The organism is Bartonella sp. HY406, assembly GCF_025449315.1.
In the GTDB taxonomy this organism is placed as follows: Bacteria; Pseudomonadota; Alphaproteobacteria; order Rhizobiales; family Rhizobiaceae; genus HY038.
This window is the reverse complement of the sequence record NZ_CP104893.1, coordinates 2500529-2520109: the sequence shown is the minus strand read 5'-3', so window position 1 is coordinate 2520109 and position 19581 is coordinate 2500529. Positions and strand designations below refer to the sequence as shown.

The 19581-nt window shown below is 39.8% G+C and carries 16 protein-coding genes; 9 read left to right on the top strand and 7 right to left on the bottom strand.

What is annotated here, in order from left to right; all coding sequences use genetic code 11:
• Positions 1–20: 20 nt before the first annotated feature.
• Positions 21–1361, bottom strand: coding sequence for an autotransporter outer membrane beta-barrel domain-containing protein (locus N6B01_RS10675; protein WP_182417754.1), 1341 nt, complete (start codon positions 1359–1361; stop codon positions 21–23).
• A 980-nt stretch (positions 1362–2341) separates the two neighbouring features.
• Here N6B01_RS10675 and gloB point away from each other — a divergent pair.
• The 4 genes from gloB to N6B01_RS10655 all read left to right on the top strand — a co-directional run bounded on the left by gloB (position 2342) and on the right by N6B01_RS10655 (position 4707).
• Entirely contained in the window at positions 2342–3106 is a 765-nt protein-coding gene (gene gloB, locus N6B01_RS10670) for a hydroxyacylglutathione hydrolase (protein WP_262078694.1), read from the top strand.
• A complete protein-coding gene (locus tag N6B01_RS10665; protein ID WP_262078693.1) occupies positions 3103–3585 on the top strand; it encodes a hypothetical protein in 483 nt (160 codons plus the stop codon). The genes gloB and N6B01_RS10665 overlap by 4 nt, the downstream gene beginning before the upstream one ends.
• A gap of 129 nt (positions 3586–3714) precedes the next feature.
• Entirely contained in the window at positions 3715–4188 is a 474-nt protein-coding gene (locus N6B01_RS10660; protein ID WP_262078692.1) for an Imm63 family immunity protein, read from the top strand.
• 48 nt (positions 4189–4236) lie between these two features.
• On the top strand, positions 4237–4707 hold the full coding sequence (locus N6B01_RS10655) for an Imm63 family immunity protein (protein WP_262078691.1): 471 nt from the start codon (positions 4237–4239) through the stop codon (positions 4705–4707).
• An 80-nt stretch (positions 4708–4787) separates the two neighbouring features.
• On the opposite strand, the gene N6B01_RS10650 is transcribed toward N6B01_RS10655, so the two are convergent.
• A complete protein-coding gene (locus N6B01_RS10650) occupies positions 4788–5342 on the bottom strand; it encodes a hypothetical protein (RefSeq protein WP_262078690.1) in 555 nt (184 codons plus the stop codon).
• Positions 5343–5555: 213 nt separating this feature from the next.
• On the opposite strand from N6B01_RS10650, the gene N6B01_RS10645 reads away from it, so the two are divergent.
• The gene (locus N6B01_RS10645; protein WP_262078689.1) at positions 5556–6782 is read left to right on the top strand and encodes an MFS transporter; all 1227 of its coding nucleotides are present in this window, start codon (positions 5556–5558) and stop codon (positions 6780–6782) included.
• Between the two features lie 153 nt (positions 6783–6935).
• Here N6B01_RS10645 and odhB read toward each other — a convergent pair whose 3' ends face one another.
• The 5 genes from odhB to mdh form a co-directional block, all read right to left on the bottom strand.
• Positions 6936–8159, bottom strand: coding sequence for a 2-oxoglutarate dehydrogenase complex dihydrolipoyllysine-residue succinyltransferase (odhB, locus tag N6B01_RS10640; protein WP_262078688.1), 1224 nt, complete (start codon positions 8157–8159; stop codon positions 6936–6938).
• 73 nt (positions 8160–8232) lie between these two features.
• Positions 8233–11244, bottom strand: a complete 3012-nt coding sequence (locus N6B01_RS10635) for a 2-oxoglutarate dehydrogenase E1 component (RefSeq protein ID WP_182417745.1) — start codon at positions 11242–11244, stop codon at positions 8233–8235.
• A 654-nt stretch (positions 11245–11898) separates the two neighbouring features.
• The gene (gene sucD, locus N6B01_RS10630; protein ID WP_182417744.1) at positions 11899–12801 is read right to left on the bottom strand and encodes a succinate--CoA ligase subunit alpha; all 903 of its coding nucleotides are present in this window, start codon (positions 12799–12801) and stop codon (positions 11899–11901) included.
• Positions 12802–12804: 3 nt separating this feature from the next.
• The gene (gene sucC / locus N6B01_RS10625) at positions 12805–14001 is read right to left on the bottom strand and encodes an ADP-forming succinate--CoA ligase subunit beta (protein WP_182417743.1); all 1197 of its coding nucleotides are present in this window, start codon (positions 13999–14001) and stop codon (positions 12805–12807) included.
• 62 nt (positions 14002–14063) lie between these two features.
• Entirely contained in the window at positions 14064–15026 is a 963-nt protein-coding gene (mdh, locus tag N6B01_RS10620) for a malate dehydrogenase (protein ID WP_262078687.1), read from the bottom strand.
• A gap of 814 nt (positions 15027–15840) precedes the next feature.
• Here mdh and ubiG point away from each other — a divergent pair.
• From ubiG to N6B01_RS10600, 4 genes are all read left to right on the top strand, one after another.
• A complete protein-coding gene (gene ubiG, locus N6B01_RS10615) occupies positions 15841–16587 on the top strand; it encodes a bifunctional 2-polyprenyl-6-hydroxyphenol methylase/3-demethylubiquinol 3-O-methyltransferase UbiG (RefSeq protein ID WP_262078686.1) in 747 nt (248 codons plus the stop codon).
• A gap of 109 nt (positions 16588–16696) precedes the next feature.
• Positions 16697–17758, top strand: a complete 1062-nt coding sequence (locus N6B01_RS10610) for a hypothetical protein (RefSeq protein ID WP_262078685.1) — start codon at positions 16697–16699, stop codon at positions 17756–17758.
• Positions 17759–17837: 79 nt separating this feature from the next.
• The gene (locus N6B01_RS10605; protein WP_262078684.1) at positions 17838–18248 is read left to right on the top strand and encodes a group III truncated hemoglobin; all 411 of its coding nucleotides are present in this window, start codon (positions 17838–17840) and stop codon (positions 18246–18248) included.
• A gap of 380 nt (positions 18249–18628) precedes the next feature.
• Complete coding sequence (locus N6B01_RS10600; RefSeq protein ID WP_262078682.1) at positions 18629–19363, top strand: glycerophosphodiester phosphodiesterase; 735 nt, start codon at positions 18629–18631, stop codon at positions 19361–19363.
• Positions 19364–19581: the final 218 nt, after the last annotated feature.

The window sequence follows — 19581 nt, the reverse complement described above, 5'->3', positions numbered from 1 at the left end:
CGCTTTACTTGTAGTAATTATCAGCCATAAGCAACATTCATACTTGCTTGTACGAAGATTTCTTCATTCGCGCCATTATTATAAACATTATAGATAACGCCAGATTCAGCTGTATAATTGCTTTCACTTAAGTGCCAGTTAGATGCAAGCTGTACAGTGTCATTGCCATCACCTGTGATGTGCAAGCTATCATTATCATAGCCAGAACTTTGAATATCCGAACCGATTTTCAAGGTATTGGCACGGCCACCAGTTAGGCTAATGCCAGTGATTGCACTTTCATCGGCACTGGTAAATAGGCTATCAAAGTTGATAACACGGCCAGCACTATCAAGATTAACTGTCAAGTTAATGTCATCATGGCCTGCTTCCGCATTATAATCATTGATAAGCTGGGTTAGCCAATCAATGCTAGAAACTGAAGCGCGATAGCCAATATTAGCTTGAATTTCTTCAAGATTGGTTGAGGCAAGCTCACCACTTTGCTGAAGGTCGGTTAACCAGTTGCGATAGTCTAGTTGGAAAGACCAGTTATAATTGGAGTTTAACACCAAAACATCATAACCATCGCCAGCGTCAATAGTAAGACCACCAACATTCACGCCATCATCGAGAATAATTGTATCATTACCTGCGCCAGTATCTACATAATTGTGGCTTGAGCGATCGGCTTCAGCACCATCTTTAATATGAACAACATCATCGCCATCACCAGTTGAGATACGGTTTACGCCGCCGTTTTTGGCCGAAAGTTTGTCGCCAATAATGATGTGGTCATCGCCTTCACCAGTGGTAATTTCATTGGTACCACTTTTAGCCTTGATACTATCTTTAATGTTTAGCTCTGTTTGACCTTCGGTTGTCAAGCGATTTACACCACCTTTTTCAGCCACAAAGCCTTCAATGTTGATTTCATGGGAGCCATAACCGAGAAGGATTTCATTTAAGCCCTTGCTATCAAGATCGCCTTTAACATTGATGATACTATCACCTTCGCCAGCGATAATACGGTTGGCTGAACCTGAACCAGCTTCAATATCTGAACCAAAAGTTAGGATGTGAGAGCCTTCACCAAAGGTAAAGCGATTTTCGCCGCCCTTGTCTGCTTCAAGACCTTTGCGAATATTGATTTCTTTATCGCCATCGCCACCAGTAATAGTGTTTTTGCCTTGAGCTTTAATTGAACCATTAACTTTCAATATATCATCGCCATTACCTAAATTAATGCCGATTGCAGAATTAGATTTGCTTTCAATATTTTTTTGTACAGTAAGAACATCATCATTATTACTACCATCGAAATATTTTAAGCCATATTTTGTGACGATTTCACGGATAGACTTTGTAAGACCTTTAGCCATGTTAGCAACCTTTCGTTTTCAACTTGAGAAAGTGAATTTGAATTCTCATGCGTAATGTTTAAATCTAAATAAGATAATATTTCGAATGTATATATCTTTCTTTCTACAATTCCATTTGTAGTTTCATAATATATATGTTGTCAATTTAAATATTATTTCAAATATTAGCTCATTCTATTTTTTATTTTTGTTATATTTAATAACATTTATATAATTATTTAATTATGTAATAAATTAAATAATAAATAATATAAAAAATAAAAAAATAAATTTAATAAAATCAATTGGTTATGTGTGTAATTAAATTTAATATTACTAAATTATTATTTTATAAATATAAAATATATTATTTTGTTTTATTATAATTTAATAAAATATAAGGCAAATTGAGCTTGCGTACAAAATAAGTAAGCGGTGGCAAATCTGTTTAGCTATATCCTAATTACTAGATTTTTTTTAAAAAAAATATTTAAAAACAGTATGTTGTGATAAAAAATCTATTTTGTTAATACTTTAATATAAATTAAAATAAAAATGGTATTTCTATTATAATAATAGGATAATATATATAGAATCCACTAATTTTAAAAAACTACACTGATGGATTTTCAAAAAATTCTCAAAATTTAGCTTTTTTTGTACAAAGTGCTATAAATAGATTCATTAACTTTGCAGCGAGTTTTTAAGATAAACTTATAACTAATGCGGTCATGTTTGATAATATTGCTCTTAATTAAAGGCGCATCTAACGTTTTAATGACTATTTGATAGCAAAATTGGTAGATACCGCCGCTTGTGAGCTATCCTCACCAATCACCAAGCAATATATTAGCACCAACTTGGCTCGTTAAGGAAATTAAAAGCTTTCAGTCCGAGGGCGTAAAAATGATATATAGGCAAAGTACTGCCGCATTTACCGTTAATGATCTATTATCAGGCGCCAGTATGGATGTTTGGCACGCTTACAAAAGGAGCTATTTATGCAAATTGAGCAATTCATGTGTCGTAGTGATAATTTTGGCGTTATTTTGCATGAAGAAAGCAGCGGCAAGACGGCTGCTATTGATGCGCCTGATGCCGATGCTATTTTGGCGGTTTTAAAACAAAAAAATTGGAGCCTTGATTATTTATTTATTACCCATCATCATAGCGACCATATTGCTGGCATTGAAAAATTAAAAGCAGCAACTGCGGCTTTGGTCATTGGTCCCAAAGCCGAGCAATCGCAAATCGTCGGGCTTGATAGCGCTCTTGCTGAGGGAGATGATTTTAATTTTGGCAATAGCCGTGTCGTGCCACTATCTACGCCTGGCCATACCAGTGGGGCATTATCCTATTATTTGCCATTAGACCAATTATTGTTTACAGGCGACACGTTATTTTCATTGGGCTGTGGTCGTTTGTTTGAAGGTTCTCCTAGTCAAATGCATGCATCGCTACAAAAATTAGCACAACTACCCGATGAAATACATATTTATTGTGGTCATGAATATACTCAATCTAATGGACGTTTTGCCATGTCAATTGATGGTAGCAATAATGCCTTACAGCAACGCATGGTTATAGTTGATGCATTGCGCGCCCAGAATTTGCCAACATTACCAACCACAATTGGTCAAGAAAAAGCAACCAATCCATTCTTGCGCTGTGATGACAATAATATTCGTGCTAATCTTGATCTTGTTGGGGCTGATGATATTACAGTATTTACAAAAATTCGCATGTTAAAGGACAATTTTAAATGAAAATAAAAAGAGGGATTCTCTTTATTTTGGGATTAATCATAGTGCCAACATTAAGTTTTGCACAAAATGCGCCCAAAGGCGATGATACGTCATTTGCTCTTATTCGTGAAGAAAACGCCAAGGAAGTTGCCACCTATCCATTAAACGAAGATTTTTTAAGCAGAATGGAAAAAGTGCGAACGGAATTTCAAGCATTGCCGCTTGAATCAAATCCTCCTGGCACAGGTGATGATGATACGTCCATTGATGGCATGACGCAGGCGATTAGCGGTCGCCCTGAATTGATGACGCTGTTGCGCAAATATTCTATTTCTGCTCATGACTATGTCGTAGGCTCAATGGCGTTGTCGGCGGCTTTATCGGCAGCTTCAGCGCAAGGCGAAGAGCAATTTTTTGACGAAAGCCTTTCGGTTTCCGAAAATAATTTGAACTTTGGCCGTAGATATATTGATCGTATTCGCGCTGTGTTGGCTGATTGACATAAGTGTTTTTAAAAGCATTTCAATAAAGGGTCAAACATTGGGTTTGGCCCTTTTGGTTATTGTTAATGGCTGCTTTTTCTGTAGCTAACAGAAAAATCATCGATTTTATAATGGTGAGCTGCAAAAATGACTGAAAATAAAGATCAAATTCAACTTGTACGTGCAAAAGTTTTTGATATTTTAGAAAAACACGATTCTTTTAATTCTAATAGCGTGCCTGTTATTATTTTTGAAAATCCAACGGGGTGGGGTGAACCCTATCTCACTTTTGACCAAGACACTTACACGTTAATATTTGAAGAGCGTGGCAAAGAAATTAACCGTATTGAGAATTTAACATTTGATGGTGTCGTAAAATTTTATATTTTTTCGGCTTGCCAACATTTTGGTAGCAATTATGAACTTAATAATCGTCGCAATGTAAATGATTATTCGCGTTGGAATTGGATGAAGCCCGTAATTGACGCAATGATAGCAGTTGATGAAGATTTTGGTGAATATGCAATCATATATTATCAAGAGGTACTATTTGGTTCACCACTTTCTAAAGATGAAATTGCCAATAGCTGGTCTGAAATACCGCAATGGGCACTAGAGTAAACCTTTTATCCAGATTTTATATTATCTTGCAATACAGAGGAAAGTAAAATGGTAGAAGTTAAAGACAAAATTGCTAAGATAAGGGATGCGGTCAATGTTATTTTAATCGCACACAATTTACCAAAGCTTTATTATGATACGGTTCCTGAAGCTCCACAAGGTGATGGTACTCCCTATTTAGCCTATGCTGGTGACGTTTTTACAATTCTTTATGAAGAGCGTGGCAAAGAATGTGGACGCATTGAAAATTTAAGCTTTGATGAAGTTATACGCTTTTATATTTTTGAATCAGTAATCCAATTTGGTCGCGATTATGAGCAAAATAATCGCCAAGATGGGAGCTGCCATTCACGCTGGAACTGGATGAAACCAACAATTGAGGTGATGGCGCAGGTAAGTGAAGATTATGGCAAATATGCCTATGATCATTATATCCGTTTTTTAAGACATTCACGCCTTACTAAAGATGAAGTCGCTAATAGTTGGTTTGATATTCCGCAGGTTTTGCTACGGCATTGAAAAAATGGTTGCGCGTTGCATATGGAACTATAGAGAAATATTAAAGATTTTATATATAGTTAGCTAACATAAAAGTTTATTTAGCTTTCATCTTCATCATTGCAGTCGGTATTCATCAAATATATATGGTTGGCACCATTGATGCACCAGTATTTTTGATCCAATGGTAATAAATCTTCAGGATATTTTGTCGAAAAACTAAAAAACCTTGCTTGCCATCCCTCAGGAGCATAAAGTTCCCAAAAAGGACTATCATCAAAACTATAGCATGCATCAAGTCGTTTTTTATCAAAATCAATATATATGCGTGGAAGTAAATTTTCGATATCCCAATAGCAATTGGTCTTTGAGATTTTGTTTTTAAAAAATTTTTTCATATCATCAATATGAATAATACGATGCCGAGCTTTTTTAAAAAATAAATCAATCGTATCAGTATCAAGAACCATGATACCATATCTATCCTTTGCATCTTCTAAATCAATTGGAGTAGCGTGCTGAGTGCTTGCCTTAATCCAAGCCATATTCCACTTATTATAGTCCAATATCCAAACCCATCTTTTCATCGAAAAAAGGTGTAGGTTTCCTTTGTAACGGATATAGGCTAAGCGATCATCTTCATCAAATCTCAACACAAATTACTTACCAATTTATCATCTTATAATTTTTAAATGTCATTTTGTATTAGTTTTATTATAAATTCCAGTGTTTTATTCGCCGTTAATAACGGATTTGTGTTTCTGTACAATAAAAAAAATTGAGCACTTCTATTTATCTAATTTAAATTTTGGAATAACAATATTTTTAACTAATGCGCCTTATCTATCCAGTTGAAATGAGAACAATAATTGCCAGAATTTAAAAATAAAACTTCTGCTTCCAAAGCACTCGATGGTGTAAACTTCTTTTTAGCCGATGTTCGCGATGGGTTAGGTCCTTATCTTTCAATTTATCTTCTAGCTGTAAAAGGGCCTGAGCAAGGATGGAATGAGGCGTCAATTGGTCTTGTCATGACGATTGCTGGACTATGCGGGCTTTTAACATTGTCTCCAATTGGCTATATTATTGATAAAGTAAATGCGAAACGTGCTTTACTTATCTTGGCGGCGTTAATTGTAACAACCGGATGCTTGTTTTTACCTTTTGTGTCGTCGTTTTTTATTATAACTTTTACACAATCAGTAACAACAATGGCAGCAGGTGTTTTTGCGCCTGCAATAGCCGGTATATCGCTTGGCATTGTTGGGCCAAGATATTTTACCCGTAGAATAGGCCGAAACGAAGCTTTTAATCATGCCGGAAATTTCTTTTCTGCGGCATTGGCGGCGATTGGCGCTTATCTTTTTGGACCTGAAGTTGTTTTTTGGCTTATGGCGATTTTAACAATATTCTCGATTATTTCTATTCTACTTATTCCATCCTCTTCAATTGACAAAAAGGCCGTGCAAGGCATCGATGAAAGTGCTGGGCCGCCGCTAGAATTTAAAAAAATACTACTTGTCCCATCCTTATTGATTTTTGCCTTTTTAATGGCGGTGTTTCATTTGGCAAATGCTGCAATGCTACCAACTTTGGGGCAATATTTAAGTAAACTTGTTGGCGCTGAACATGCAACCTCTTTGGTTGCATTATGTACCATGGCCGCACAAATTGTCATGATACCGATTGCATTGCTTGTTGCAGCCAAAGCAGATCTATGGGGAAGAAAAAAATTTATAATTTTGGCTTTTTTCTTTTTAACCCTAAGAGGATTTTTGTATCCACTATGGGACAATGTCTATTGGCTATTTTTTGTGCAATTATTCGACGGGGTTGGGGCTGGCATTTTAGGTGCGCTGCTTCCAGTGGTTGTCGCCGATATTATGTGGGGCAAAGGAAATTACAATTCGGCTCAAGGCATCGTTGCTTTTATACAAGGCGTTGGTGCGGCTTTAAGCGCAAGTTTGGCTGGCGGCATTGTTGTAAAATTTGGCTATGCAGAAGCATTTTTAACGCTAGGCTCAATTGCCTTGATGGGGCTCATTATCGCATATTTCTTTATGCCAGAAACAAAAAAAACGAATGAAATACAATAAGATCAAATATTGCTGTCATATTTAAATAGATTTTACCTAAAAACCTAGCTGATAAACTCACTTGCCAATTTCCAAAATGGCAAGTGAGTTCAAAAATAAAGGCGCTTTACCTTGCGATAAAGCGCCTTTAAGCATTATGCGATGAAAAGAAGATTAAAGGTCAAGAACCAAACGTTCTGGATCTTCGAGGCTTTCTTTAATGCGTACGAGGAATGTCACAGCTTCTGCACCATCAACGATACGGTGATCGTATGAAACAGCCAAATACATCATTGGACGAATGACGACTTGGCCATTCACTGCAATTGGACGCTCTTTAATGGCATGCATACCAAGAATTGCTGATTGTGGTGCATTGATGATTGGCGTTGACATGAGTGAGCCGTAAATACCACCATTGGTGATGGTAAATGTGCCACCGCGCATATCAGCAATACCAAGCTTGCTATCGCGTGCCAAACGGCCAAGACGACCAATTTCTTTTTCAATCTGTGCAATTGACATTTGGTCAGCATCGCGTACCACTGGCACAACAAGACCCTTATCAGTACCTACTGCAATACCAACATGGGCATAGTTTTTGTAAATGATATCTGTTCCATCAATTTCAGCATTGATTGCTGGAACTTCCTTAAGGGCGTGGCAAACAGCCTTGGTGAAGAAGCCCATGAAGCCAAGCTTAACGCCATGCTTTTTCTCAAATACATCGCGGTAACGCTTACGCAATTCCATAACAGCGCTCATATCCACTTCGTTGAAAGTGGTAAGCATTGCCGCAGTATTTTGCACTTCTTTCAAACGCTTAGCAATTGTTTGGCGCAATTTGGTCATGCGTACACGTTCTTCACGTGCTTCATCATCTGGTGCAGATGCTGCGCGTGGTGCGGCAACAACTGGCGCGCTAGCAGCAGCGCTAGGCTTAGATAATGCATCAAGAACATCACCCTTAAGCACTTGACCGCGTTTGCCTGAACCATCAACTTGGCTTGCTGATAAGTTGTTTTCAGCCATAAGCTTAGCAGCTGATGGTGCAGGTGGTGTAGCTGATGAAGATGCAGGAGCTGTAGCTGGAGCGGCAGGTGCTGTAACTGCGGGTGCAGCAGCTTCAGCCTTTGGTGCGGCAGGTGCAGCGCCGGCAGCGCCTTCAACCAAGGTACCAAGCAAAGCGCCAACTTCAACAGTGTCGCCTTCCTTTACCAAAATATCACCAAGCTTGCCACTTGCAGGGGCAGGCACGTCAACTGTTACCTTATCAGTTTCAAGCTCAACAAGCGGCTCATCAGCGCTAACTGATTCACCAGGTTGCTTATACCATTTGCCGATTGTTGCTTCGGTAACAGATTCACCCAATGTGGGAACACGAATTTCAGTTGCCATAATTACATTCCATTAGACTTAAGTTTCGGGAAGTCTATCTTGGCAAAAGCTAAGATAGACTTGAAATTAATATTTAAACAAGCGCATCCTCTAGGAAGGCTGCAAGTTGTTCAAGGTGTTTCGACATTAAGCCCGTTGCTGGTGAAGCAGAGGCAGAACGGCCAGCATAACGTGCACGTGGATATTTCGCATCAATATGGGCAAGTACCCACTCAATATAAGGCTCAACAAACGACCAAGCACCCATATTTTTAGGTTCTTCTTGACACCAAACAATCTCAGCATTGCGGAAGCGTGATAAGACATTTACCAAGGCTTTTGCAGGGAATGGATAAATCTGTTCCACGCGAAGCAGGTAAACATCATTAATACCGCGCTTTTCGCGTTCTTCATAAAGGTCGTAATAAACCTTACCCGAACAAATTACAACGCGGCGGATATTGGCATCCTTTTGCAATTCAATTGGTTGGTCTTTCAAATATTGCGCATCATCAAGCAATAGGCGGTGGAAGCTAGTATCTGGACCTAGTTCGCTTAGGCTTGAAACAGCACGCTTATGGCGCAATAATGACTTAGGCGTCATAAGAACCAATGGCTTGCGGAAATCGCGCTTCATTTGACGACGCAAAATGTGGAAGTAATTGGCAGGTGTTGTACAATTGGCAACCTGCATATTATCTTCAGCACAAAGTTGCAAATAACGCTCAAGACGGGCAGATGAATGCTCAGGACCTTGGCCTTCATAGCCATGAGGAAGCAAGCAAACAAGACCAGACATTCTTAACCATTTACTCTCACCAGAAGAAATAAATTGGTCAAAGACAACCTGCGCACCATTAGCAAAATCGCCAAATTGGCCTTCCCAAAGCGTTAAGCCACGTGGTTCAGCAAGGGAATAACCATATTCAAAGCCCAAAACTGCTTCTTCCGATAACATGGAGTTAATCGGCTCATAAATAGCTTGGCCTTTTTGCAAATGGTTAAGCGGAATATAGCGATTTTCAGTGTCTTGGTCATATAGAACCGAATGACGCTGGGAGAACGTGCCACGTTCAACATCTTCACCAGAAAGACGAATTGGATTGCCTTCAGTTACTAAAGTACCAAATGCCAAGGCTTCTGCCGTTGCCCAATCAATACCTTCACCTGTTTCAATCATCTTGGTGCGATTGTCAAGGAAGCGTTGAATGGTGCGGTGAACCTGAAAACCTTCTGGAATTTCGACAAGCTTGCTGCCGATTTCTTTCAAGGTTTTAACTGCAACGCCGGTTGCACCGCGACGTTGTTCATCAGCATTATCAGCAGCGCGTAGTCCTGTCCAAGCACCATCAAGCCAATCAGCTTTATTAGGCTTATAGGCGGAGCCTGCTTCAAATTCGATTTCAAGCTTATCGCGCCATTTTTGGCGTTGTGCTTCAAATTCTTCCGCTGTCAACAAACCTTCGCTAATTAAGCGGTCGGCATAAAGCTGAGTTGTGGTTTTATGACCACGAATGGCCTTATACATTAATGGCTGTGTGAATGATGGTTCATCACCTTCATTATGGCCATAACGGCGATAGCAGAATAAATCTAAGACGACAGGCTTATGGAAAATCTGTCTAAATTCAGTAACCACTTTAGCTGCAAAAACTACAGCTTCTGGATCATCGCCATTAACGTGTAGAATTGGCGCCTCAATCATCTTTGCAACATCTGATGGATATGGCGAAGAACGTGAGTAACGAGGATTGGTGGTGAAGCCAATCTGGTTATTAATGATAACGTGGATAGAACCAGCGACACGATAACCTTTCAAACCTGAAAGGCCGAATGTTTCTTGGATAACACCTTGACCCGCAAATGCCGCATCACCATGAATGAGAAGAGGCATAACTTTTGCTCTCTCACTTAATGGAATGAGATCGGTACGGGTTGGACCCACCAATTGATCTTGCTTGGCGCGGGTTTTACCAATAACGACAGGATCAACAATTTCCAAATGGGAAGGGTTAGGCAAAAGTGACAAATGCACTTTATTGCCATCAAATTCACGGTCAGATGAGGTACCAAGGTGATATTTCACATCGCCTGAGCCTGCAACATCATCTGGCTTATAAGAACCGCCCTTAAATTCGTGGAAAATAGCGCGATGTGGCTTTGACAAAGTTTGGGTTAAAACATTCAAACGACCACGATGTGCCATACCAAAGGTGATTTCTTGAACACCCATAGCGCCGCCGCGCTTAATAATTTGTTCAAGAGCTGGAATAAGAGCTTCACCGCCATCAAGACCGAAACGCTTAGTACCTTTATATTTCACATCAAGAAACTGCTCAAAGCCTTCAGCTTCGATAAGCTTGTTTAAGATTGCTTTCTTACCTTCAGGCGTAAAGGCGATTTCCTTATGAGGGCCTTCAAGGCGTTCTTGAATCCATGCTTTTTGAGCAGGATCTGAAATATGCATGAATTCCACACCAATGGTCGAGCAATAGGTGCGATTCAAAATTTCCAACATTTGTGGAATGGTTGCATATTCAAGACCAAGAACATTATCGATAAAGATTTTGCGGTTATAGTCATCCTTGGTGAAACCATAGGTTTCAGGTGCTAATTCATTGTAATCTTCAACCGGTTCAGCAAGCTGTAAAGGATCTAGCTTGGCATGAAGGTGGCCACGCATACGATAAGCGCGGATCATCATGATAGCACGCACGCTATCACGCGCGGCATTGACTAATTGTTCTTGCGTTAAAGCTGCAACGGCTTCGCCTTTTTCATTTTTGGCGCTACCAGCGGCAGATTTACTCTTGAGCTTATCGCTCATATGTTGCTCAACACTGGCCCAATTACCGTCAAGTGCTGAAACAAGCTCGCCTGTCGCTTTAAGCGGCCAGTTCGTCCGCTGCCATGAAGCGCCTGCTGCATTTTTCTCGACATCATTTTTATCATCATGAAGAGTGCTAAAAAATTCTTGCCATTGAGGATCAACTGAACCTGGGTCTTTTTCATATTGTGCATAAAGCTGATCGATGTAATCAGCATTACCACCATCTAGAAAAGAGGTAAGGGCCAAAAGATCATTTGCCTGTTCTTGCCTTGCCATTTACTTTACGGAAAAAGCTTCCGTCTCCTTTAAAGGGCTGGTTATAATTGTCATTATAGACCAGAGCTTATAAAACTTAATCAGTTCAATACTATTTTTCGTAATTTGCCTTGATATTTATATAGGCTCTAAAAAAACAAAAAATAGTCGGTGAACCCGTTTTCTCTTTATTATATTTTGGGTAGCATTGATGAGCTTATATGAATCATGGCTTTTGCCATCAAACACTTTCATCACTATTTTGCCGCCCAATCCATTCCTTACTATGTCCACCTTTTCCAAACCGCCTTTTATACCATAATGGATTTAAAGGGTTAGGAGTTCTCCCGAACATAACATGCGTAAAACTTGTTTTAACGCATTAAAAGTATTAAATTCTTTTCGTTTTTCATTTGCAGGCAAGATTATTATAACTGCGCTGCAACTGCATTTTAAAATAGTTCAGCTAACTTCATTACACAGCTAAGCCTTATTTATGTTATTTGCCTTTATGTTTATATAAATGCTATTTTACATAAAATTGGGTTTTATAGTTGCATTGCCCATAATGACTTAGTTTTACCAGTAATGATTTAGTTTTTATGGAGTGGCTAAACGCCACCCCAAATTGTGACACTTAAATTCCTTGAAAACTATTTAAGCATTCAAGAAAGATTAGCCCTTAAGCAAATCTGCCAAAGTTTTACCAATGCGTGCTGGTGAATCTGTGATTTTAATACCAGCAGATTCCATAGCCGCAATCTTGTCTTCAGCGCCGCCTTTACCGCCAGAAATAACCGCACCGGCATGACCCATGGTGCGTCCTGGAGGTGCTGTGCGTCCTGCAATAAAGCCAACCATAGGCTTTTTACGGCCTTTTTTAGCTTCATCTTTAAGGAATTGTGCTGCATCTTCTTCAGCGCTACCGCCAATTTCACCAATCATCACGATCGACTTGGTTTCATCATCTGCTAGGAACATTTCAAGCATGTCGATGAATTCAGTACCCTTAACTGGATCACCACCAATACCAACTGCAGTTGTTTGGCCAAGGCCTTCTTGCGAAGTTTGGAAAACAGCTTCATAGGTAAGGGTACCAGAGCGCGAAACAACGCCAACAGAACCTTTTTGGAAGATTGAACCGGGCATAATGCCGATCTTGCACTGATCAGGAGTTAGAACGCCTGGGCAGTTAGGTCCAAGAAGACGTGATTTTGACTTATCAAGGCGGGCTTTAACCCGTACCATGTCAAGCACAGGAATGCCTTCAGTAATACAGACGATTAAACCAATTTCAGCTTCAATCGCTTCAATGATCGCATCAGCAGCACCTGCTGGTGGTACATAGATTACTGATGCATCAGCACCAGTTTTTTCTTTACCTTCAGCAACACTGGTGAAGATTGGCAATTCTTGACCGCTCGTTGCAGTCCAAACTTCGCCACCCTTTTTAGGGTGAATACCGCCAACCATTTGCGTGCCATGATAGGCAAGGGCCTGTTCGGTGTGGAATGTACCAGTTTTACCGGTTAGACCTTGAACGAGAACTTTGGTGTCTCTTGTAACAAGAATGGACATAGCTTAGGCTCCCTTCACCGCAGCAACAATTTTTTGCGCTGCGTCATCAAGATCATCGGCAGAAATAACGTTCAAGCCGCTTTCATTGATAATTTTCTTGCCGGCTTCAACATTGGTGCCTTCAAGGCGCACAACGAGCGGCACTTGCAAGCCAACTTCTTTCACTGCAGCGCAAACGCCTTCTGCAATAATATCGCAGCGCATGATACCGCCGAAAATATTAACCAGAATGCCTTTTACATTTGGATCCGTTGTAATGATCTTAAAGGCTGCTGTTACTTTTTCTTTTGAAGCGCCGCCACCAACATCTAGGAAGTTGGCAGGCTCTGCACCGTAAAGCTTGATAATATCCATGGTTGCCATAGCAAGCCCGGCACCATTGACCATGCAGCCAATATTACCTTCAAGAGCAACATAGGCAAGGTCATATTTCGATGCTTCAATTTCCTTTGGATCTTCTTCAGTTGTATCACGCAAAGCGAGGATATCAGCATGACGGAACAAAGCATTATTATCAAATGAAACCTTGGCATCAAGCACACGTACATGACCATCTGTCATAACGATAAGTGGGTTGATTTCCAAAAGGCTCATGTCTTTTTCAGTGAAGGCTTTATAAAGAATTGGGAAAAGCTTAAGCCCATCTTCACGTGCATCACCTTCAAGCTTCAATGCATCAGCAAGTTTGTTAGCATCGTCTGCAGTTACGCCTGTATCTGGATTAATTGCAACGGTAACGATTTTTTCAGGTGTTTCTTCAGCAACAGCTTCAATATCCATGCCACCTTCGGTCGAAACAACAAAGGCCACTTGACCAACAGTGCGGTCAACCAAAATGGAAAGATAGAGTTCGCGCGAAATGTCAGCGCCGTCTTCGATGTAAAGACGGTTTACTTGCTTACCAGCAGGACCTGTCTGCTTGGTAACAAGAGTATTGCCGAGCATTTCCTTGACATTAGCAACAACTTCTTCAATGGAATGAGCAAGGCGTACACCACCTTTTGCATCAGGCCCTAATTCCTTGAATTTACCTTTACCGCGGCCACCAGCATGGATCTGGCTTTTTACAACGTAAAGCGGCCCAGGCAATTTTTTTGCCCATTCTTCAGCTTGTTCAGCAGAATAAATGGCAACACCATTAGCAATAGGCGCACCATATTCATGAAGAAGCCTTTTGGCCTGATATTCATGGATATCCATATCTAATCCTTCTTTGGTTGAAAGCGTGTAGACCCGGGCTAATAAAAGCCCGGATCAATTTCTTATTTTAAGCTAGGTGCAATAGTTGCACAGGCTTCGCAAAGCCCCTTAACCGCGTTGACAGACTTGTCAAATGCTTGCTTGTCTTCGCTGTTAAGCTCAATTTCAATGATGCGCTCAACGCCGCCAGCACCAAGAACTACTGGTACGCCAACATAAACATCATCAAGACCATATTGGCCTGAAAGATGAGCGGCAACTGGAAGAACGCGTTTTTTATCTTTAAGATAAGATTCAGCCATAGCGATTGCTGATGCAGCTGGTGCATAAAAGGCCGAGCCTGTTTTTAAAAGTGCAACGATTTCGGCGCCGCCATCACGGGTGCGTTGAATGATTTGATCAAGCTTTTCCTGAGTTGTCCAACCCATTTTAACAAGATCAGGCAAAGGAATACCGGCAACAGTTGAGTAGCGTGCAAGTGGTACCATGGAGTCGCCATGACCACCAAGAACGAATGCTGTTACATCTTCAACCGATACGTTGAATTCTTCAGCCAAGAAATAACGGAAGCGCGAAGAATCAAGAACACCAGCCATACCGACAACTTTATTGGCTGGAAGACCAGAAAATTTTTGTAATGCCCAAACCATCGCATCAAGTGGATTGGTGATGCAGATAACAAATGCGTTTGGCGCATATTGCTTAATGCCGGCGCCAACTTGTTCCATCACTTTAAGATTGATGCCAAGAAGATCGTCGCGGCTCATACCTGGCTTACGAGGTACACCGGCGGTTACGATAACAACATCGGCGCCTTCAATAGCAGCATAATCATTTGCGCCTTTGAAATGTGCGTCAAAACCGTCAACCGGTGAGGATTCTGCGATATCAAGCCCTTTTCCCTGCGGAACACCTTCTGCAATATCAAAAAGAACAACGTCGCCGAGTTCCTTAAGGCCGATCATATGGGCAAGTGTGCCACCAATCATGCCTGATCCGATTAATGCGATTTTATTGCGTGCCATTTTGGTCTCTTCCTCAAACTTTGTATGAGCAAAATGCTCAATGCTGTTAACCAAAGGTTTCCTCAAATCCCGAATACTGCCAAATTGTTAAACTTAAAAGCCTATAGACTCGACATTTATTCACTTGTCAGTTTTCACGAATGATGAACCTAGAATTATGGTATCATCATGAAGTTTTCATGATATATCCAAATTCATCTTTAATGCTTAATATGACTAAGGCATAATCGCACCTAATTTTTTAAAATTAGTCATAGTAAAAGCATAAAAATATCCGCGAAAAAGACTAACATAAAATTCTATAGGTTATATTTTAGAAAAAAACAACAATTTATTATGATTGTAATAAAAACAAAGGCTTAAAGGTATAGCAGTTTACGTTAACGTAAGTAATTTGCTTAAAATAGTGACATTATTATCCATATATTTTTTTTATTGATTCAGGTGTTTTTGGTTTATAATCACTTTTATGTGTTTATTAATTTCCAAACCATTTGGTTTAATGTGATAAATGTTTTTTTTCACTTTTTTTATCAGAAGTATTCTTTATCAAAAACGGCTTTGAAAAAGATAATTATCTAAAATTACATTATATAAGGTACTAATTTTAATTGAATTTCTATATATATAATCTAAAAGGGTTATATGTGTATCTTATCTTTTTTAGCAGCCAAGAAGCATGTTATAAGGTTGACTAGTAAAGATAACTCGGTTGTGGTAAAAATGGCTCGAATATTTATCCGCAAATTGGGATAAAATATCACCCTTATTTATAATATAAATTGATAATACTGAAAGTACTTAGGAGACTATCATGGCAGAGGCTGGCCGTACAACTATTGATGAAACAGAAGTTGAGCGTTTTTCGCGTATTGCGGCCGAGTGGTGGAACCCTGAAGGTAAATTTCGCCCTTTGCATAAATTTAATCCTACACGTCTTGCTTATATTAAAGAAAAAATCTGTTTGGCTTTCGATCGTGATCCTTTGGCGGCCCTACCGCTAGAGGGGTTGCGTATTTTGGATATTGGTTGTGGTGGTGGGCTATTATGCGAGCCATTGGCCCGTCTTGGTGCTTGTGTTGTGGGAGCAGATGCTTCTGCAACCAATATTGAAGTTGCAAAAATTCATGCGGAGCAAAGTGGAGTTACTATTGATTATCGCGCAACGACAGCTGAAGATCTAGCTGCTGCAGGCGAAAAATTTGACTGTGTCCTTAATATGGAAGTTGTTGAGCATGTTGCCGATGTACATCTTTTCATGGAGGCATGTTCTGCTATGGTGAAGCCGCAAGGGTTGATGTTTGTTGCAACAATTAATCGTACTTTGAAAGCTTGGGCTTTGGTAATTATTGGTGCTGAATATGTCTTGCGGTGGTTGCCAAAGGGCACGCATAGCTATGACAAATTCTTGCGTCCTGAAGAGCTGAAGAAAGAGCTTGGCTCCAATGGTCTATCAGTTATCGACGAATTGGGTATTACATTTAACCCGATAAAAGATAGCTGGAATCGCTCACGCGATATGGATGCAAATTATATGCTATTGGCGCGCCGCTTAAAGTAATTTAGCTATCAAAGCCTTTTTGATAGGGTGGATAGTTATAAATATAATTAGATAGCTATAAGCATATTGGTTGAAACTTTTGTTTTAGAGTCGTGTGAAGGGGTCTTCTTTGCCAAATATCGAGCAAGTTATACGTCATACGTTAGAAAAAATTGACACATCTAATGATAATTTGCGTGAGCAGGTTTATCGTGCAGTTTGGGAAAATCATGAAAGGTCAATTATTGGTGATCCTCATTTAAGCGATGAAGATCGTAATGCCTTACGTAATATGCTTACCACGCTTATCCAAGAAATTGAGAGTGAATATAGTCAAATTGATGATGTGCCTACAACATCGCCAGATGACGCAATTGAAGCAGCTTTTGATGACGGAGCTTTTGAAGATAGGCGGCCGCAAGTTGGCAATAGCATTGATGATGCCGATCGCATGGTCGAAGATATTGAAAACGGCATTTTGCAAGAAATAGATGAAAAGGCCAGTCAAAATAAGACTAGTGGTGTTGGTCCAGAGGAATTGGGCTTTGCACCACCAGGGGGGCAAGCATCAAGGCTACAAAAGCGCCATAGTTGGTGGCGTTCCAACCTTATTTTAATGGTTTTATTGCTGTTGTTGGTTTTAGTGGCTTGGGCGTTTTATAATAGTCTTACTGCCATTAATCGCCCTGATGATGCAACCCCACAAACATCCAATCCACCGGCAACCATTACCGATCAAGCACAGGTTTCCCAAGATGGTGGTTGGATAACGGTTTTTGATCCATCACGAATTAATGATTTTTCAGTGCAAGGAAGTGCTGAGGCGCAAATAAAAGGTGAAGGTAATAATCGTGCCTTGCGTTTTAAAGCCAATAGTCTTGATGATAAAGTTGTCATTGACGTTGGTGAGGGCGTTATTGAGCAATTGCGTGGTAAAACAGTTTATTTTAATGTGATTGCAAGTAGCGTCAATGATGCAACGGCACAAATTGCTATTACCTGTGATTTTGGCTTGGACAATAGTTGTGGCAAGCGTAATTTTGATTTGCCCCAAACACGAGAAGATCTGCTTTTTTCGGTTGAAATTCCGCAGAACATTAATAATAATGGCCAACTCTTTTTACAAAGCGCTTTATTGGGCCCTGAATATGAAATTGATATTTTTGCCGTCCGAGTTCGTATTGAAGATTAGGCTGACATGATGACAAGCTTAAAACTAAACAGATTTTGGTTTTGATAAAATTTTGTCAGCAAAATGAAGGGAAGTAAGAATGACGCAAACCAGTGCAGTTGACGAAGTATTGATTGAAACCGTGGTGCGACATTTTTACGATAGAGTGCGAGCCGATTCATTGCTAGGCCCAATTTTTGAAGAAAAGATAAAAAATTGGGAGCCGCATCTACAGCAAATGTTTGCCTTTTGGTCGGCGGTGATGCTGCATAGTGGCCGTTATGAAGGGCGGCCAATGCCTAAACATGTCGTGCTTGATATTGATGCGCAGCATTTTGACCATTGGCTTGATATCTTTAGGCAAACGGTAGATGATTTATGTCTACCTCATGATGCAGAAATCTTTAAGCAAAAGGCAGCCCATATAGCTAAAAGTTTAGAAATGGGTGTTGCGCATTTTAATGGTGCTTCAACCATGAATGGCGAGCGCTATTACCGAAATAAGGATTAAAATAATTTTTTGATTTATGATTTAGGGTGAGAAGTTATTAATCTAAAGAAACAAGCACAATGAACAGCAAAAATATATAATTTAAAATATAAAGGAGAGGAAAGTAAAAAGTGGGTGGTATACCCATTTGAGCTTTACATTGCTGTGGATTACAGCTGTTTTGTGTCCTTTCAGGATATGCTACTTTTTGTGATAGCTTTGTCGACGAGTCTTGAAAATATTTATATTTCTCAGCGGCTCTTCTCGCATTTAATCTTTGGGTTCTCATAAAATTTTTCTCATGCCATTTCGTTTAAATTAATAGGTCCTGACTCTAAGATCCATTATCCTTTGCCATTATTTAAAGTGATTAACTATTTATTGTTTAATAAGAGGTTGCTATGCATAAGCCAAAAATTACAGCCCATCGCGGAGGTGCAGCACTTGCACCAGAAAATAGCCTTTCGGCTTTTATGAATGCCATCGTGCTTGGTGCTGATGAAGTAGAATGTGACGTGCATTTGCTAAAAAGCGGTGAAGTTGTGGTTTTTCATGATTTTCATCTTGAGCAACTGGCAGGCAGAAGCGGTGATATATCCGAGCTTAATAATGACGAGCGCAAAGCTTTGCGCATAAGCGGCGGTCATGAAGCGCCACCTTTGCTTGAAGACGTGCTTGAGGCTTTGGCACCAAGCAATCTTGGTTTACATATTGAGATAAAGACTCGCGGCAATAAGGCTGAAGAACTAGTTTTAGCGCAAAAATCATTGGCTTTGATTGAAGCGCATAAAATGGGCAATCGCACATCAGCGATTAGTTTTGATGGTGATTGTTTAAAGCCATTTATTGATGCAGGTGTTCCATCTGGCTCTTGTGTTGAGCGCATGCCAGAAGATTTTGCTGCTTATTTTGCCGCCTGTCGCAATAAGGGCTATCGTGATTTAAGCTTTAATGGCAGCGCAACTTCGGTTGAATTTGCCAAGGCGGCAATTGATGAAGGTTTTCAACTGGGTGTGTGGACAATTAATGGTCCTGCAAGGCTTGCCCATTGGCTCAAGCAACCAGTTAAATATATTACTACCGATCAGCCAGACCTTGCTTTAAAAATGCGTAAGGAAATATGTAAGGCTTTATAGTTATAGTTGTTATTTAGCCCCACTATCTTGTGGGGCTATTATTGCAAGTATCTTGCATTAAAAATTAGCCGTAAATTTGTTAAATAAATAGAATTAAAAAAGAAAAATACTTTTATATTAATTTTTACTAATATTAGGATGATGCATAAAATTTAATTTCTTTGCATAAAATTGTAATATTTTATAGGTTTTCTAATGTAAACACTTATGGATAGTTA

Coding starts and splice junctions, on each gene's coding strand:
- N6B01_RS10675 (WP_182417754.1), bottom strand. CDS start 1,361: ATGGCTAAAGGTCTTACAAAGTCTATCCGTGAAATCGTCACAAAATAT.
- gloB (WP_262078694.1), top strand. CDS start 2,342: ATGCAAATTGAGCAATTCATGTGTCGTAGTGATAATTTTGGCGTTATT.
- N6B01_RS10665 (WP_262078693.1), top strand. CDS start 3,103: ATGAAAATAAAAAGAGGGATTCTCTTTATTTTGGGATTAATCATAGTG.
- N6B01_RS10660 (WP_262078692.1), top strand. CDS start 3,715: ATGACTGAAAATAAAGATCAAATTCAACTTGTACGTGCAAAAGTTTTT.
- N6B01_RS10655 (WP_262078691.1), top strand. CDS start 4,237: ATGGTAGAAGTTAAAGACAAAATTGCTAAGATAAGGGATGCGGTCAAT.
- odhB (WP_262078688.1), bottom strand. CDS start 8,159: ATGGCAACTGAAATTCGTGTTCCCACATTGGGTGAATCTGTTACCGAA.
- N6B01_RS10635 (WP_182417745.1), bottom strand. CDS start 11,244: ATGGCAAGGCAAGAACAGGCAAATGATCTTTTGGCCCTTACCTCTTTT.
- sucD (WP_182417744.1), bottom strand. CDS start 12,801: ATGTCCATTCTTGTTACAAGAGACACCAAAGTTCTCGTTCAAGGTCTA.
- sucC (WP_182417743.1), bottom strand. CDS start 14,001: ATGGATATCCATGAATATCAGGCCAAAAGGCTTCTTCATGAATATGGT.
- mdh (WP_262078687.1), bottom strand. CDS start 15,026: ATGGCACGCAATAAAATCGCATTAATCGGATCAGGCATGATTGGTGGC.
- ubiG (WP_262078686.1), top strand. CDS start 15,841: ATGGCAGAGGCTGGCCGTACAACTATTGATGAAACAGAAGTTGAGCGT.
- N6B01_RS10605 (WP_262078684.1), top strand. CDS start 17,838: ATGACGCAAACCAGTGCAGTTGACGAAGTATTGATTGAAACCGTGGTG.
- N6B01_RS10600 (WP_262078682.1), top strand. CDS start 18,629: ATGCATAAGCCAAAAATTACAGCCCATCGCGGAGGTGCAGCACTTGCA.